Annotated in this window: 12 protein-coding genes and 1 riboswitch; of the genes, 6 read left to right on the top strand and 6 right to left on the bottom strand. The window is 67.3% G+C overall.

Annotated features, from left to right (window positions below):
* Nucleotides 1-32: 32 nt before the first annotated feature.
* The 3 genes from AC5P7A_RS11025 to AC5P7A_RS11015 form a co-directional block, all read right to left on the bottom strand.
* Nucleotides 33-719, bottom strand: a complete 687-nt coding sequence (locus AC5P7A_RS11025) for an epoxyqueuosine reductase QueH (protein ID WP_080281917.1) — start codon at nt 717-719, stop codon at nt 33-35.
* Nucleotides 720-880: 161 nt separating this feature from the next.
* Nucleotides 881-1110: riboswitch (cobalamin riboswitch) on the bottom strand.
* Between the two features lie 133 nt (nt 1111-1243).
* Entirely contained in the window at nt 1244-2653 is a 1410-nt protein-coding gene (locus AC5P7A_RS11020) for a nicotinate phosphoribosyltransferase (RefSeq protein ID WP_111206541.1), read from the bottom strand.
* Between the two features lie 64 nt (nt 2654-2717).
* Entirely contained in the window at nt 2718-3767 is a 1050-nt protein-coding gene (locus tag AC5P7A_RS11015) for a bifunctional nicotinamide-nucleotide adenylyltransferase/Nudix hydroxylase (protein ID WP_014645588.1), read from the bottom strand.
* Between the two features lie 193 nt (nt 3768-3960).
* Here AC5P7A_RS11015 and AC5P7A_RS11010 point away from each other — a divergent pair, with 193 nt between their 5' ends.
* Nucleotides 3961-5853, top strand: coding sequence for a patatin-like phospholipase family protein (locus AC5P7A_RS11010; RefSeq protein ID WP_197556920.1), 1893 nt, complete (start codon nt 3961-3963; stop codon nt 5851-5853).
* Between the two features lie 134 nt (nt 5854-5987).
* On the opposite strand, the gene AC5P7A_RS11005 is transcribed toward AC5P7A_RS11010, so the two are convergent.
* On the bottom strand, nt 5988-7382 hold the full coding sequence (locus AC5P7A_RS11005) for a helix-turn-helix domain-containing protein (protein ID WP_181454198.1): 1395 nt from the start codon (nt 7380-7382) through the stop codon (nt 5988-5990).
* Between the two features lie 88 nt (nt 7383-7470).
* Here AC5P7A_RS11005 and AC5P7A_RS11000 point away from each other — a divergent pair, with 88 nt between their 5' ends.
* The 5 genes from AC5P7A_RS11000 to mmsB are packed head-to-tail and all read left to right on the top strand — an operon-like array spanning nt 7471 to nt 13010.
* On the top strand, nt 7471-8976 hold the full coding sequence (locus AC5P7A_RS11000) for a CoA-acylating methylmalonate-semialdehyde dehydrogenase (protein ID WP_014645591.1): 1506 nt from the start codon (nt 7471-7473) through the stop codon (nt 8974-8976).
* Nucleotides 8977-8990: 14 nt separating this feature from the next.
* Nucleotides 8991-10157: an acyl-CoA dehydrogenase family protein gene (locus tag AC5P7A_RS10995; protein WP_014645592.1), complete on the top strand. Its 1167-nt coding sequence runs from the start codon at nt 8991-8993 to the stop codon at nt 10155-10157.
* Complete coding sequence (locus AC5P7A_RS10990) at nt 10154-10951, top strand: enoyl-CoA hydratase (RefSeq protein ID WP_005407685.1); 798 nt, start codon at nt 10154-10156, stop codon at nt 10949-10951. Before AC5P7A_RS10995 ends, AC5P7A_RS10990 begins: the two co-directional genes overlap by 4 nt.
* Nucleotides 10948-12123 (top strand): enoyl-CoA hydratase/isomerase family protein, encoded by a 1176-nt coding sequence (locus tag AC5P7A_RS10985; protein ID WP_227863844.1) that lies wholly within the window; start codon nt 10948-10950, stop codon nt 12121-12123. The genes AC5P7A_RS10990 and AC5P7A_RS10985 overlap by 4 nt, the downstream gene beginning before the upstream one ends.
* Complete coding sequence (gene mmsB / locus AC5P7A_RS10980; RefSeq protein WP_005407687.1) at nt 12120-13010, top strand: 3-hydroxyisobutyrate dehydrogenase; 891 nt, start codon at nt 12120-12122, stop codon at nt 13008-13010. Before AC5P7A_RS10985 ends, mmsB begins: the two co-directional genes overlap by 4 nt.
* A gap of 219 nt (nt 13011-13229) precedes the next feature.
* Here mmsB and AC5P7A_RS10975 read toward each other — a convergent pair whose 3' ends face one another.
* Complete coding sequence (locus tag AC5P7A_RS10975; protein WP_004153735.1) at nt 13230-13655, bottom strand: organic hydroperoxide resistance protein; 426 nt, start codon at nt 13653-13655, stop codon at nt 13230-13232.
* Nucleotides 13656-13766: 111 nt separating this feature from the next.
* On the bottom strand, nt 13767-14723 hold the full coding sequence (locus AC5P7A_RS10970) for a cation diffusion facilitator family transporter (RefSeq protein WP_032956286.1): 957 nt from the start codon (nt 14721-14723) through the stop codon (nt 13767-13769).
* Nucleotides 14724-15005 lie beyond the last annotated feature (282 nt).

Genomic DNA, 15005 nt, shown 5'->3' with positions numbered 1-15005 from the left:
GGCGACCAGCGTGGCCGCCCCATGCCTGCACGTCAATCGCCCTGTGGCGTCCCAGCGTCCTGCCCGTAGTACAGCAGGCCGATCCTGATCCGCTCGCGGCCATTCTCGCGGCGATGGCGGTTGGCATCGCGAAGCGAGTACACGCAGCCGCAGTATTCCTGCTGGTAGAACTGCTCGCGCTTGCTGATCTCGATCATGCGGCTGGCGCCTCCGCCCTTGCGCCAGTTGTAGTCCCAGTACTGTAGGCCTTCATAGCGCGAGGCGGCGCGGATGCCGCAGTCGTTGATCTGCGCCATGTTCTTCCAGCGCGAGATGCCCAGCGACGAACTGATGGTGTCGTAGCCGTGCTCGTGCGCATACAGCGCGGTGCGCTCGAAACGCATGTCGAAGCACATCGTGCAGCGGATACCGCGTTCGGGTTCGTTTTCCATGCCCCGCGCACGGCTGAACCAGTTGTCGGTGTCGTAGTCGCAGTCGATGAAAGGAATGCCGTGCTGCTCGGCGAAGCGGATGTTCTCCTGCTTGCGCAGCTCGTATTCCTTCACCGGGTGGATGTTGGGGTTGTAGAAGAAGATCGCGTAGTCGATCCCGGAGGCGGTGATCGCCTCCATCACTTCGCCGGAACAGGGCGCGCAGCACGAATGCAGCAGCAGGCGCTTGCCGTCGGCGGGCAGGGTCAGGGTGGGGCGTTGGAGCTCGGTCATCGTCAGGTACCGCATGGACCGCCGGCAACGGCGGTGGCCCATGCATCAGTGCGTGGGTGAACGGGTCTGGCCGGATACCGTGAACAGGACGCGCGCGGCCACACCGCCTGCACGCGCAGGACGACGACGGCCCCGGCAACCTCCCCGCGGAGATTCCAGGTCGAGTCAGGGGACGGTCGTGTCCCCCGGCCGGGGCCGGTATTCGGGCTGATGGACACGGGCCGCAGCCCACCTACTACCCGCCGCTTCCCAGGCGCGAGCCCAGTGCTGTTGGCAGGATTCGTTTCCATTCACCGCTGCGGGGCAGCTCCGGAATGGACGCGCGAGGCGCCTTCACCGGATTCCCGTTTAAATCCCTCCCCGCGCCGCAGCGATGGGAGGGATACCTTCGGCGTGTGCAAGGTGGACCTGTTGGTGGCGCCGGTCAAGAGCGCAGGGGTCAGAACCCGCTACGCTGCAACGGGATCCGACCCCAGCGGAAGGAAGGGGTCGGATCCCGCTGCCACGCAGCGGGCTCTGACCCCGGTCGGGATGCACCTTCAATGCCCCGCGGCCGCCCGCGTGCGGATGTCGTCCAGCCGCTGGTCGTGCAGCAGGCGGCCGTTCTCCCACACGGTCACCATTGCGTCCTCGAAGCCGTCCGGCAGGGTGTCGTCGCCGTTGGCCGGCAGCGGCACCGTGTGCAGGCTGCCATCGTCCAGGCGGCGCAGCAGGCGCATGCGGCCACGCTTGCTGGCCTTGCCGGCGTCGGTGACCGGATCCTTGTAGACGTCGATCCACTCACCCTCGACCCGCGCCGCCGAGCACTTCAGCGCGAACTTCTGCGTATCGCGGTCCAGCCGCTGCAGCAGCGCACCGCCCATGCCGAAGGCCACGTTGTCGGCGGCGTAGCCGTCGTCGGTGATGCGCTGCAGGATCGCGCGGATGGTGTCCGGATTGATGCCATCGCCCTGGATCACCCGCACGTGGTTGAGCACGCGGTAGCCCTTGCTGTTGAGGCTATGGCCGAACGCTTCATCCAGCCGGTGCAGGCTTTCGGCCACCACCTCCACCGGGTCCCCCGAGTCCGGGCGGATGACCAGGGTGGCGCCCGAGGCGATCACTTCATCGCGCAGGGTGGTACCCCAGTGCTCGCTGATGGCGCGGTAGATGTCATAGCTGTCCGATACCACCGCCACGATCGCACCGGGCGTGCCGAACTGGCGCAGCATGTTGCGGTAGGCGTCCACCTCGCGCTCGCGGCCCCAGCTGGTGATGGTGCTGTGCTCGGCGGCGGGAATCGAATAGCCGGCCATCGGCGCGTGGTAGTGCGCGCGCGCCAGGCACAGGGCCGAGACCGTATCGGTGCCGAGGAAGTTGACCAGGTGCGCGGCACCGCCCAGCGCGGCCGATTCCAGGCTCGAGACACCGCGCGCGCCGAAGTCATGCAGCTTGAACGGCAGCTGCCCCTGCGGGTCGTCGCTGGTCTGCTGCAGGAACGCGGCAATGGTCTGCCGTGCGTGCCAGCTGATGGTGGCCACGGTGACCGGGTACCACACGCGCAGCAGCAGCGTTTCCAGGTACGACGGCACCCAGAACGCGGCCGGATCGGTCGATTCGATGGTCATCAGCGCCTGGTGGGTGGGCACCACGCTGCCCTCGGGCACGGCGCGGATGCGCACCGGCAGGTGGCCGCCAAGCCGGTCGACGATATCGCGCCAGCCGGCCTCGTTGAACGGTTCGCCATGCGCGGCGAACACCGCAGCAGCGTCGTCGATGTCGGCGTGGGTGACCGGCCGTGCCAGCGCGTCCTTGAGGATCGCCTGCAGGCCGAAGAACACCGTGCGATCGTGCAGGCCGCCACGTGATTCGACGTAGAAGAACGTGGCATCGGTACCCGGCGGGTACTGCAGCCAATGGCTGGCCTTGTAGCTGTCGGTGTTGAGGAGAAGATTATCGAGGTAGTGCATGACGGAAGCTCCTTCGCGTCGGGTGGCACCGGCGGTCTATCCGCCAGTGGGAAAGCCGGGCCGGTCAGCCGCGGCCGAGGAAGTACTCCAGGATGTGCAGGTGGTCTTCGAACAGCTGCGGGCCCATGTCCAGTGCTTCACTCACCGGTATCCAGCGTGCCTTGTCGGCATCGTCGCCACCGCGCACCGGCGGCAGCTCGCCGGCCGGAAACTCGAAGTGGAAACCGTGGGTGATGGTGCGGCCACGCTGGCTGCGGTCCGGGTGGTCGAACACCTGCTGGCCCTTCAGCGACCCCTTCAACACCGGCAACGGAATCTTCAGCCGGGTTTCCTCGCGCAGTTCGCGCAGGCAGCTGTCGAGCAGGCTCTGTTCCTGGCCGACGAAGCCGCCGGGCAATGCCCACAGCCCCTTGCCGGGTTCCGAGCGGCGACGCACCAACAGCACGTGGCCCGAATGCACCACCACCGCATCGGTGGTGACGAAGGTGGGCGCGTAGGGCGCATCCTTCCAGGCGGCCTTGTACTGTTCGATGAAGCGGTACTCGGCCACCAGCTGGCCATACGCAGGCGCACTCTTGCGGAACGCTTCGAGCATGTCGTACACCGGCGCCGGCACATTGCCACGCAGCATCAGCAGCGCGCCGTGGAAGTCGACGTCGCCCGCTTCGAACAGGTAGCGCCGCAGCTCGGTGGCCGACAGGGTGGCGGTGTGCTGCACGTCCACCAGCGGCCACTGCGGGAACTCGCGCAGGTAGTAGCTGGACGCATCCTTGTCCATGCCGATCAGGCCCACCCTGGCATCGGCGGCGGCACCGTCGTTGCGCAGGGCGTCAGCCACCTGGCGCTGCACGTTGGCGATCCACTGTGCTTCGTTGTACAGGTGGTCACGCAGCGGGCGGATCAGCAGACGGTCGGTGTGGCCGTCGAGGGCCGCCTGGATCATCACGGCGCGTTCGGCCACGGTCCAGGGATTGCGCAGGCTGCGGGGGGTATCGGCAGAGCCGACCAGGAAGATCAGCTTGCGGGCCCGGCTCAGGGCCAGGCGGGCAACGGCGGCGTGGCCGTTGTGGAAGGGCTCGAATCGCCCGATGAAGACGAGATAGTCGAATTCCATGAGAATCCCTCATGTCGTTGTGGCAGCCGCGGGTCTGTCCCTTGGCTTGCTGCAGATGCTACGCCGATGGCGGGGCGGGTCAAGCCTGCAGCCGTGCTTTCTGCTGAACGGCGCATTGCGTGCGCGGACTGCGCCGTTGTTCTCAGGCCCTGAGAAGCCCCTGCGCCATACTGCAACCCACGCGGCGGACGGCATGCTCGGGGGCAAGACAGTGGCGGACAAGTACTGCGATCTGGTCATGAAAGGCGGCATCACCAGCGGCATCGTGTACCCCAATGCGGTACTGGCGCTGGCCCGCGAGTATCGCTTCAAGAGCATCGGCGGCACTTCAGCCGGCGCCATTGCGGCAGCGGTGGCGGCTGCAGCGGCCTGCGGCGATCGCCGCCAGCAGGCCGGCGAGCAACTGGCTGGCGACGCCGGCTATGGCGGGCTGTCGGCGGTGTCGGCACAGCTGTCCCGGCGCGGCTTCATCTACAGCCTGTTCCAGCCGGCGCGCGGCGCGCGCGCGGCCTATCGGCTGCTGGTGGTGCTGACCGGCAATGCCCGCCTGCCGCACAAACTGCTGTGCCTGGCCGTTGCGGTATTCGAGATCGCGCCGCTGGAAGTGCTGGTGTCGCTGGCGCTGCTGCTCGGCCTGGGCTGGTGGGGCGGTGGCTGGAGCGGCGTGGCCGCCACGCTGCTGCCATCACTGCTGTGCGCCTACGGTGCGGGTGTGGCCGGTGCCGCGCTGCGGGTCGCGCGGGTGGCGCGTCGCAACCTGCTGGGCCTGTGCAGCGGCCTCAGCCGCGATCCACGCAGGCCGGCGCTGACCGAGTGGTTGCATGAATGCCTGCAGCAGCTGTCCGGCAAGCCGCTGGATGCACCGTTGACCTTCGCCGACCTGCACGATGCGCCGCGCTACGCCGGTGAGCCTGACAGCCCGCATGCGATCAGCCTGCAGATGATCACCACCTGCATCTCACACAATGAGCCGCGCACGCTGCCGCTGGGCGGTGCGCAGTTCTGGTTCCTGCGCGAGGAGTTCGAGCAGCTGTTCCCCGCCAGCGTGGTGCAGTGGCTGGTGAGCCAGGCCGGCCCGCCGCTGGAGGTGGAAGGGCGGCAGTACTACCACCTGCCACAGGGCCCGAAGCTGCCGGTGCTGGTGGCCACGCGCATGAGCCTGAGCTTCCCGCTGCTGATCAGCGCGGTGCCGCTGCATGAACCCTCACGCCGCGAACGACGCTGCGAACCGACCGCCCCTGCGGCCGACCAGGAGCACAACGTTGCCGACAGCATGGAAGGGCTGACCAGTGCCGGGCAGACCTGCGGCCCGGTGATCACCGCCTTCCGCATCTGCTGGTTCTCCGATGGCGGCATCAGCAGCAACTTCCCGATCCATCTGTTCGATGCCGCCCTGCCGCGCTGGCCGACCTTCGCCATCAACCTGGTCTATCCACAGCACGCCGAAGCGGTGAGCCAGGGCAGCGGCGGCCGCCAGGCGCTGGAACATGCGGTGTTCCTGCCCACCGAAAACCGCCACGGCTGGCAACGGCATTACCAGTCCATCGCCACGCCACTGGCCGCAGCCGAACTGGGGCGCTTCCTCTTCGCCGTCGTGGCGACCATGCAGAACTGGCGCGACCTGCTGCAGGCGCGCGCACCGGGTTATCGCGACCGCATCGTGCACGTCAGCCTGCAGGGCGACGAAGGCGGCATGAACCTGGACATGCCGCAGGAGGTACTCTCCCGCATCGCCGACAAGGGCAGCCTGGCCGGTGCGCGCTTCTGTTCGTTCTCGTTCGAGAACCACTACTGGATCCGCTGGCGCAACCTGGCCTCGGCCTACCAGCGCTACACGCTGGAAGTGGCGCGCACCGATGATCCGGCGCAGCAGGTGCTGGCCTACCGCGCGGCGTACGCGATGGTCGCCAGCGGTCAGCCGACGCCACCGTCGTACAAGCTGGGCTCGGAAGACAAACGGCTGGCCTCGCAGCAGTTGTGGGGCTTGATGGTCGAGCAGGGCCGCACCTGGGAGGACCTCGGCCCGGACCTTACCGACGGCGCACCGCGTCCGCTGCCACAGATGAAGGTGACCCCGATCTACTGAGCCGGTCCTGCGGTCGAATCGGGGTCAGATCCGTTTCCGCAGGAAAACGGATCTGACCCCGCAGTGGTTGCTGCTCTTGCCGGCCAGCGGCCGGCGCTACCACGGGTGCAGGGCGCGGCCCTGCCAAACCCGCCCTATCGCCCCGGCAACTGCGCGAACGCGCGCTGCATGCAGTCCTCGCGCGGGCACACCCGGCACCCCGGGCCGATCGATACCGAATTGCCCGGGCTCTGCACATCCAGCCCCAGTGAATACACCAGGCGTTCGGCATGCTGCAGGTCGCAGCCCAGCGCCACCGCGAAGGTCTTGCGCGGTTGGCCATGGCCGACCGGGCCACTGCTGACCTGCCGCGCCAGCCAGAAATGACGGCGGCCATCGGGCATGCGCGCGGTCTGGGTGAGGATGCGCCCGGGTTGGTTGAACGCCTCGTAGACGATCCACAGCGGGCACGATCCACCCACCTGCGAGAAGTGGAAATCGGTGGCCGAATGGCGCTTTGAGACGTTGCCGGCGCGGTCCACGCGGATGAAGAAGAACGGCAGGCCGGGCGCGCTGCGCCGTGCCAGCGTGCTCAGCCGGTGGCAGACCGCTTCGAAGCCGACGCCGAACTGGTGCGCCAGCAGTTCGATGTCGTAGCTGCTGGTTTCGGCTGCACGCAGGAAGCGCATGTACGGCATCACCAGCGCACCGGCGAAATAGTTGGAGAGACCGATCCGCGCCTGCGCGATGCGTGCCTCATCGGTGAACCCGGCGCGCGCCACCACCGCATCGATCTGCGGCAGGTAGCCGTGCAGGGCCAGCTCGGCCGCCATCTGGAACGCCTGCTGTCCGGGCTCCAGGTAATCGGGCAGCCACAGCCGCCGCGCACCGGCATCGTAGTGCCGCTTTTCGCGCCCGGCCTGCAGTGCGGCCACTTCCACCAGCACGCCATGGCGGTCGGCCAGCAGCTGGCGCAGCCGCGGTGCCACATGCCCGGGCGACAGCCCCCATTCGGCGAACAGCTGCTCGGCCAGCTCGTCCAGCTCGGGAATGTGGTTGTGCATGCGGTTGAAGAACTCGCGCACCTGGTCACCGGCGGGCAGGGTGCTGCCGGCGCCGGGCTCGCCCAGCTGGAACTCCAGTGCGGCCGCGTGCTCGCGCAGCGCCAGGTGACGACGGTGCAGGTCCAACAGCGCGCGGCTGACCTGCGGCAGGTTGCCGGCCAGGGCGCGCAGTTCGGTCGCGCTGACCTCGGCCAGGCCCAGGTCGCGCAGGGTTTCGCCCAGCGCCTCCTGCAGGGCGGCGGGCTCATCGTCATCGAACAGCGAGGAAACGTCGCCCAGCACCTCTCCCAGCTTCTTCTGCACCGCCGGTGTCAGTGGGCGCTTGTTGCGCTCGATCTGGTTCAGGTAGCTGGCCGACAGCCCCAGCGCACGCGCCAGATCGGCCTGGCTGTAGCCGCGCTGCTCGCGCAGCCGCAGCAGGCGCAGGCCGAGTTGCCGCTGGGGAGCTGAATAATTCACAGAATTAACAGGAATCGTGGGGCGCATTGGCCAGATTAAGCGGATTCAGCCCGGAAATCGAGCCGGGTGCTGTGAATAATGCCAAGCATCTTTCGCACCCTGTGGGATTGTCGTCATGACTGTTGCAGCGCCCCGTATCCGCATGCTGATCGATGGCCAGTTCGTTGAATCGGCCACTTCCCACTGGCAGGACGTGATCAATCCGGCCACCCAGGACGTGCTGGCCCAGGTGCCGTTCGCCACCACCGGCGAAGTGGACGCCGCCGTCGCCGCCGCCAAGGAAGCCTTCAAGACCTGGCGCAAGACCCCGATCGGCACCCGCGCGCGCATCTTCCTGAAGTACCAGCAGCTGATCCGCGAAAACATGAGTGAGCTGGCCCACATCCTCACCGCCGAACAGGGCAAGACCCTGCCGGACGCCGAAGGTGATGTGTTCCGCGGCCTGGAAGTGGTCGAGCACGCCGCCGCCATCGGCAACCTGCAGCTGGGCGAGCTGGCCAACAACGTGGCCAATGGCGTGGACACCTACACGATCATGCAGCCGCTGGGCGTGTGCGCTGGCATCACCCCGTTCAATTTCCCGGCGATGATCCCGCTGTGGATGTTCCCGATGGCGATTGCAACGGGCAACACCTTCATCCTCAAGCCGTCCGAGCAGGACCCGATGGTCACCATGCGCCTGGTCGAGCTTGCCCTGGAAGCCGGCATTCCGAAGGGCGTGCTGAACGTCGTCCACGGCGGCGAGGAAGTGGTCAACGCGATCTGCGACCACCCGGACATCAAGGCCGTGTCGTTCGTCGGGTCCACCCGCGTCGGCACCCACGTCTACAACCGCGCCTCGCTGGCCGGCAAGCGCGTGCAGTGCATGATGGGCGCCAAGAACCACGCCGTGGTGCTGCCGGACGCCAACAAGGAACAGACCCTCAACGCAATGGTCGGTGCCGCCTTCGGTGCCGCTGGCCAGCGCTGCATGGCGGCTTCCACGCTGGTGCTGGTCGGTGAAGCGCGCAACTGGGTGCAGGACCTGGTGGCCAAGGCCCAGACCCTGAAGGTCAGCGCCGGCACCGTGTCCGGTACCGACGTCGGCCCGGTCATCTCCTGCAGCGCCCGCGAGCGCGTGGAAGGCCTGATCGCCTCGGGCGTGGAGCAGGGCGCCAAGCTGGTGCTCGATGGCCGCAAGCCGCAGGTCGATGGCTTCGAGAAGGGCAACTTCGTTGGCCCGACCATCTTTGCCGGTGTCACCACCGACATGCGCATCTACCAGGAAGAAATCTTCGGGCCGGTGCTGGTCATCCTCGAAGCGGAAACGCTGGAAGAGGCCATCGCGATGGTCAACAGCAACCCGAACGGCAACGGCACCGCACTGTTCACCCAGTCCGGCGCTGCCGCGCGCAAGTTCCAGGAAGACATCGACGTCGGCCAGGTCGGCATCAACGTGCCGATCCCGGTGCCGGTGCCGCTGTTCTCGTTCACCGGTTCGCGCGCCTCCAAGCTGGGTGACCTGGGCCCGTATGGCAAGCAGGTGGTGCTGTTCTACACCCAGACCAAGACGGTCACCGCGCGCTGGTTCGATGACGAGACGCTGAGCCACGGCGTCAACACCACGATCAGCCTGAAGTAACGGCAGGAGCAGCCATGAGCCACTCGATGACGACGGAACTGGAAGAAGCGCAGCAGGCGTACCGCGAGGCGGCGCGCGACTTCGCACAGGCCGAACTGGCGCCGCACGCCGCGCGATGGGATGCGGAGGGCATCTTTCCGCGCGAGGCGATCGCCAAGGCCGGTGAACTGGGCTTCTGCGGTCTGTACATGGACCCGGAAGTGGGCGGCAGCGGCCTGAGCCGACTGGACGCCGCCGTCGTCATCGAGGAGCTCGCCAACGTCGATCCGTCGACCGCTGCGTACATCAGCATCCACAACATGGCCTCGTGGATGGTGTCCAGGTGGGGCCAGCCGGCCCTGCGCGATGCGTGGGGCACCGACCTGTCCTCGGGCAGCAAGCTGGCCTCGTACTGCCTGACCGAACCGGGTGCGGGTTCCGATGCGGCGTCGCTGAAGACCACCGCCGTGCGCGATGGCGACTTCTACGTGCTGAACGGCTCCAAGGCCTTCATTTCCGGCGCCGGTGCCACCGAGCTGCTGGTGGTGATGGCGCGTACCGGCGGTGCCGGTGCCGGCGGTGTCAGCGCCATTGCGGTGCCGGCGGACCTGCCGGGCATCAGCTTCGGCCGCAAGGAAGAGAAGATGGGCTGGAACAGCCAGCCCACCCGTGGCATCACCTTCGAGAACGTCCGCGTGCCGGTCAGCCACCTTCTGGGAGAGGAAGGCGGCGGCTTCAAGCTGGCGATGAAGGGGCTGGACGGCGGCCGCATCAACATCGCCGCCTGCTCGCTGGGTGCCGCACAGGGTGCACTGGATGCTGCGCGCCGCTACATGGGCGAGCGCCGCCAGTTCGGCAAGGCGCTGGCCGAGTTCCAGGCGCTGCAGTTCAAGCTGGCCGACATGGTCACCCAGCTGGTGGCTGCACGGCAGATGGTGCACACCGCGGCACGCAAGCTCGATGCCGGTGCCAGCGATGCCAACGTGTGGTGCGCGATGGCCAAGCGCTTCGCCACCGATGCCGGTTTCAACGTCTGCAATGAAGCGCTGCAGATCCACGGGGGCTACGGCTACATCCGCGAATACCCGATCGAGCGCCTGCTGCGTGACTGCCGCGTGCACCAGATCCTGGAAGGCACCAACGAGATCATGCGGGTGATCGTTGCCCGTCACCTGCTCAACACCGAAGAGGAACTGCGATGAAGGATTGGCGTACCCAGGAGCACGTGGGCCTGAAGGTGGAGGTGGATGGCCACACCGCCGTGGTCACCCTGAACAACCCGCCGGCGCATACCTGGACCGTGCACAGCCTGTCGGCGCTGCGCGACCTGGTCGGCGCGCTCAACGCAGACCGCGACATCTACGCGCTGGTGATCACCGGTGACGGCGAGAAATTCTTCTCCGCCGGTGCCGACCTCAACCAGTTCGCCTCCGGCGACAAGGCCGCTGCACGTGAGGCCGCGCGCCGCTTCGGTGAAGCCTTCGAAGCGCTGTCCGGTTTCCGTGGCGTGTCGATCGCCGCGATCAACGGCTACGCCATGGGCGGTGGCCTGGAGTGCGCGCTGGCCTGCGACCTGCGCATCATTGAAGACCATGCCCAGGTCGCGCTGCCGGAGGCCACCGTCGGCCTGCTGCCGTGTGCCGGCGGTACCCAGAACCTGCCGCGCCTGGTCGGCGAGGGCTGGGCCAAGCGCATGATCCTGCTGGGTGAGCGCATCAATGCCGAGACCGCGCTGCGCATTGGCCTGGCCGAAGAAAAGGTCGGCAAGGGCGAAGCCAAGGCGCTGGCGCTGGAATGGGCGAAGAAGGCCGGCAAGCAGAGCCCGACCAGCATCGCCGCCTGCAAGACCCTGGTGCAGTCCACCCGCACCGGCACCCACGCCTCGGCGCTGGTGGCCGAGCGCGAAGCCTTCGTCGACCTGTTCGACACCGCCGACCAGGTCGAGGGCGTGACTGCCTTCCTGGAAAAGCGCGCCGCGCAGTGGAAGAACGCATGAGCACGGATACCGCTGCCGACGACGCACCGGTGCTGTTCGAAGAGCGCGTGGCTGGCAACGGCACGCGCATCGGCATCGCCACGCTCAATGCGCCGCGTACGCTCAACGGTTTCTCGCTGCCGATGGCGCACCTGCTGCTGAAGCAGCTCGACGCCTGGGCCGACGACGATGGCATCGCCATGGTGGTGCTGCAGGGCGCCGGCGAAAAGGCGTTCTGTGCTGGTGGCGACCTGCACAGCCTGTACAAGGCCATGGTCGCCTTCCGTGAGGCCGGCCACAGCGACATCCGCCAGAACGCCTATGCCGCCGAGTTCTTCGACGTCGAATACCGCGTCGATTACCTCATCCACACCTACACCAAGCCGATCCTGTGCTGGGGCCACGGCATCGTGATGGGCGGCGGCATCGGCCTGATGTCCGGCGCCAGCCACCGTGTGGTCAGCGAACGCTCCAAGCTGGCCTTCCCGGAAATCACCGTCGGCCTGTTCCCTGATGTCGGTGGCAGTTGGCTGCTGCCGCGCGTGCCGGGCAAGGGTGGCCTGTTCCTGGCCCTGACCGGCGCACTGCTCAACCCGGGCGATGCCATCTACGCCGGCCTGGCCGACGTGCACGTGGCCGAAGAACGCCGCAGCGCGGTGTTCGATGCGCTGCTGCAGGTGGCCTGGTCCAATGACACCGCACACAACCACGAACGCCTGACCCATCTGCTGCAGTCGCATGCCAGCGATGCCGCCACCGGTCCACTGCTGGCCCACGCGGCGCAGGTCGATGCGTTGTGCGAAGGCGATGACCTTGAAGCCATCGTGGCGCGCATTGCCGGCCTGCAGACCGACGACGCCTGGTTGCAGGCGGCTCAGAAGACCCTTGCTGCCGGTGCACCGGGTTCGGCACGGTTGGCGTACGAACTGCAGCGCCGCAGTGCCGGCCAGGACCTGGCCGCGATCTACCGCCTGGAGTACATCGTCGCCCTGCATTGCGCCGCCCATGGTGATTTCGCCGAAGGCATCCGCGCGCTGCTGGTCGACAAGGACCGCAATCCGCAGTGGAACCCGGCCACCCTGGCCGAGGCCACTGGCGCGTGGGCAGACACCTTCTTCGCTTCCCCCTGGGCCGACGCCGCGCATCCGCTGGCCGACCTGGGCACTCCCCTTGTTGAAAGGAGCCTTGCATGAGCCGCATTGCATTCATCGGGTTGGGCAACATGGGTGGCCCGATGGCCGCCAATCTGGTCAAGAACGGCCACAGCGTGCGCGTGTTCGATCTGGTTCCGGCCGCGGTGCAGGCCGCTGTCGACGCCGGCGCCAGCGCTGCATCGTCGGCGCGCGACACCCTGGCCGATGCCGAGGTGGTGATCTCGATGCTGCCGGCCAGCCGTCATGTCGAAGGCGTGTACCTGGGCGACGACGGCATTCTTGCCGCGATCCCGGCCGGTGCACTGGTCATCGACTGCAGCACGATCGCCCCGGCCAGTGCCCGCAAGGTCTCGGAAGCGGCCGCCGCGCGTGGCCTGCAGATGATCGACGCGCCGGTGTCCGGCGGTACCGCCGGCGCCCAGGCCGGCACCCTGACCTTCATCGTCGGCGGCGAGGAAGACGCGCTGGAACGCGCACGCCCGGTGCTGCAGGCGATGGGCAAGAACATCTTCCACGTCGGCGCCAGCGGCGCTGGCCAAGTCGCCAAGCTGTGCAACAACATGGCGCTGGGCGTGATCATGGCGGTGACCGGTGAAGCCATCGCACTGGGCGTGGCGCACGGGCTGGACCCCAAGGTGCTGTCGCAGATGATGGCGGTCAGCACCGGCCGCAGCTGGGCCACCGAAGTGTGCAACCCGTGGCCGGGCGTGCTGGAGAATGCGCCGGCCTCGCGTGGCTACAGCGGCGGTTTCGGCAGTGATCTGATGCTGAAGGACATGGGCCTGGCGGTGGAAGCGGCGATGAGTGTCGGCGCTTCGATTCCGCTGGGCGAAGTGGCCCGCAATCTCTACTCGATGAACCACCAGGCCGGCCGCGGCAAGCTGGATTTCTCCAGCGTCGTGCAGCTCATCACGAGCGAGAAGTGACCTGGTAGTGCCGGCCGCTGGCCGGCAACCTCATGCCCCCGTGCGGGACAACGGAGGTGGGATGGGCGGATGTTCGGTTTCGACCGGCATCCGCCCATTTTTTTGGGGGTCGGATCCCTTTCGCAACGCGAAAGGGCTCTGACCCCATATAGCCGTGCGGGCCTGGGATGGGGTCAGAGCCCTTTGCCGGTGGCAAAGGGATCCGACCCCGGCACCGCATCAGGCAACGATCAGCGTTACATCAATGTTGCCGCGGGTGGCGTTGGAGTACGGGCACACGATGTGCGCCTTCTGCACCAGTTCTTCCACCTGCTCGCGCGGCACGCCCGGCACGTTGATGGTCAGCTCGGCCTCGATGCCGAAGCCGGTCGGGATCTGGCCGATGCCGACCTTGCCGGTGACGGTGGTGTCGGCCGGCAGCGCGACCTTGGCCTGGCCGGCCACGAACTTCAGCGCGCCCAGGAAGCAGGCCGAGTAGCCAGCGGCGAACAGCTGTTCCGGGTTGGTGCCCGGGCCGCCGGCACCACCCAGCTCGCGCGGGGTCGACAGCTGGATGTCCAGCACGTTGTCGGACGAGACGGAACGGCCTTCACGGCCGCCGGTGGAGGTGGCCTGGGCGGTATACAGAACCTTTTCGATGGACATCGGGATGCTCCTGGTCAGTGGGTGGGTACTGCTATGGAGCCTACTTTGCCCGGTTTCTGCGTACGTTGGGTTGCAGTCCGTACGAAAAACTTGATTGATCGTCCTGTTGGCCTAGATCGTCCACTCGCGGTCGGTGGTGAACATGATGGTCAGCCAGCGGTCCGGCGAGGCCTCGCCCAGCGCATCGCCGATCTCGTCGCGCAGCTGGTCCCATTCCAGCAGGGGCCGCGGCGGGTCGTCCTCGCGTACCACGAAGAACAACTCGATCTGCTCGCCACGCCCCACCTGGGCGACGTAGCTGCGATGCTCGACGAAGCCATGCTTGGCCACGATCGCGCGTGCCACCGCGTCCACGTGCGCCTGCAGTTCCGGCGGGGTGACCAGCAGGATGCCGGCCAGCGCCCGGCGCACCGTCCCGAGCGGGGCGATCATCACCAGCACGCAGACGAAGGCAAGGATGGCCGGGTCGATGTACGGCCCGACCCAGGCCAGCGAGGTGCCGCGCACCAGTACGCCGCCAAGGAAGGCCAGCAGGTAGCAGGCCGACATGCTGGCGGCGATCACCCAGTTCTTCGCGTCCAGCGCGATGAACTCCGAACCGATGCGGCGGTTGGCGCGCAGCACGAACCAGGCCAGCGCACCTTCGCCGATGATCGACAACCCGGCGAAGGCGATGGCTGGGCCGAGTGCGATGTGGCGGCCGCCGGACATCAGCGCATCCACCGCATTGACCAGCGCATACAGTGCCGCGCCGATCATCAGCGTGCCGCTCACCCCCAGCACGATGGGCTCCAGGTGCCAGAAGCCCATGGTGAAGCGCTGGTTGAGCCGCGACTGCAGCGCGTCGGTGCTGGTGGACAGTGCGATCAGACGCGCGACCAGCAGTGACAGCCACGTCATCACCACATCGATCAGGCCGTAGATGCCATCGAAGATGATCAGCGAGGAATTGGCCAGAAGACCAAATACCACCGCAGCGGCAGCCAGCAGCAATGAGCCTGCGATGGACAGGCGCAGCACGCCTTGTTCGGTACGCGCATCGAAGAAGCGTTCGGGGGTGGCAGGCATGCGGGAATCCAGCGGGAAATGGGCTGCGGAAGCAGCGCGTTGCCATTCTATCCAGCCTGCGGCACGTCGCCATGACCACGCCCGCACAGCGCCAGGAAAAGTCACCAGACTGGTAACCGTTTGCGGATTGACGGGTGCACACCCGAAGCGTATCGTTTGTACCACGATGACATAGAAGCCTCCGGTGACCCCGGGGGCTTCTTTCGTTTGCGCCGTCGCGCGCTGCGAGGTCACCGCCACCGGCCCTGACGTCCCCGTCGCAGCCGTTCTGTTTTCCGCCCC

This window comes from Stenotrophomonas sp. YJH_SMC_65, assembly GCF_059369475.1.
This window is presented reverse-complemented; position numbering and strand designations above follow the sequence as displayed.

Bases quoted from the DNA above. Each gene is read 5' to 3' on its own strand.
- AC5P7A_RS11025 (WP_080281917.1), bottom strand. From the start codon at position 719: ATGCGGTACCTGACGATGACCGAGCTCCAACGCCCCACCCTGACCCTG.
- AC5P7A_RS11020 (WP_111206541.1), bottom strand. From the start codon at position 2,653: ATGCACTACCTCGATAATCTTCTCCTCAACACCGACAGCTACAAGGCC.
- AC5P7A_RS11015 (WP_014645588.1), bottom strand. From the start codon at position 3,767: ATGGAATTCGACTATCTCGTCTTCATCGGGCGATTCGAGCCCTTCCAC.
- AC5P7A_RS11010 (WP_197556920.1), top strand. From the start codon at position 3,961: ATGCTCGGGGGCAAGACAGTGGCGGACAAGTACTGCGATCTGGTCATG.
- AC5P7A_RS11005 (WP_181454198.1), bottom strand. From the start codon at position 7,382: ATGCGCCCCACGATTCCTGTTAATTCTGTGAATTATTCAGCTCCCCAG.
- AC5P7A_RS11000 (WP_014645591.1), top strand. From the start codon at position 7,471: ATGACTGTTGCAGCGCCCCGTATCCGCATGCTGATCGATGGCCAGTTC.
- AC5P7A_RS10995 (WP_014645592.1), top strand. From the start codon at position 8,991: ATGAGCCACTCGATGACGACGGAACTGGAAGAAGCGCAGCAGGCGTAC.
- AC5P7A_RS10990 (WP_005407685.1), top strand. From the start codon at position 10,154: ATGAAGGATTGGCGTACCCAGGAGCACGTGGGCCTGAAGGTGGAGGTG.
- AC5P7A_RS10985 (WP_227863844.1), top strand. From the start codon at position 10,948: ATGAGCACGGATACCGCTGCCGACGACGCACCGGTGCTGTTCGAAGAG.
- mmsB (WP_005407687.1), top strand. From the start codon at position 12,120: ATGAGCCGCATTGCATTCATCGGGTTGGGCAACATGGGTGGCCCGATG.
- AC5P7A_RS10975 (WP_004153735.1), bottom strand. From the start codon at position 13,655: ATGTCCATCGAAAAGGTTCTGTATACCGCCCAGGCCACCTCCACCGGC.
- AC5P7A_RS10970 (WP_032956286.1), bottom strand. From the start codon at position 14,723: ATGCCTGCCACCCCCGAACGCTTCTTCGATGCGCGTACCGAACAAGGC.